The sequence below is a fragment of the Kiloniella majae genome (genome assembly GCF_002118315.1).
Lineage (GTDB): Bacteria > Pseudomonadota > Alphaproteobacteria > Kiloniellales > Kiloniellaceae > Kiloniella > Kiloniella majae.
On sequence record NZ_MTSZ01000032.1, the window covers coordinates 1 to 270 of the forward strand.

A 270-nucleotide genomic window follows, 5' to 3' on the forward strand; every position below is an offset into this window, starting at 1 on the left:
AAATGAGGGGGCGGGGAAGGCGTTAAGAACAGCGGACAGAATGAAAACAAGGAAAGGGCGAACGGGGGAGGTAGGGAAAAAAGAGGAAGAGGGGCGGGGGGGGAGAGGGGAGGAGCGGGAGGAAGAAAGGAGGGAAAAGAAAGAGAGGAGGGAGAATGAAGGAAGGGGTGACAGAAGAAAGGAAAGAAGAAATGAAGTAGAGGGTTAGGGTGAAAAAAGGTATTGGAGAGAATAAAAAAGAAAAGAAGAAGATAGGGATTGATGAGAAAG

1 protein-coding gene is annotated in these 270 nt (G+C 48.5%); it reads left to right on the forward strand.

Features of this window, described 5'->3' with window-relative positions; genetic code table 11:
• On the forward strand, positions 1-208 hold a 208-nt coding region (locus BKB51_RS21370; RefSeq protein WP_218044113.1), incomplete at its 5' end, for a hypothetical protein.
• Positions 209-270: the final 62 nt, after the last annotated feature.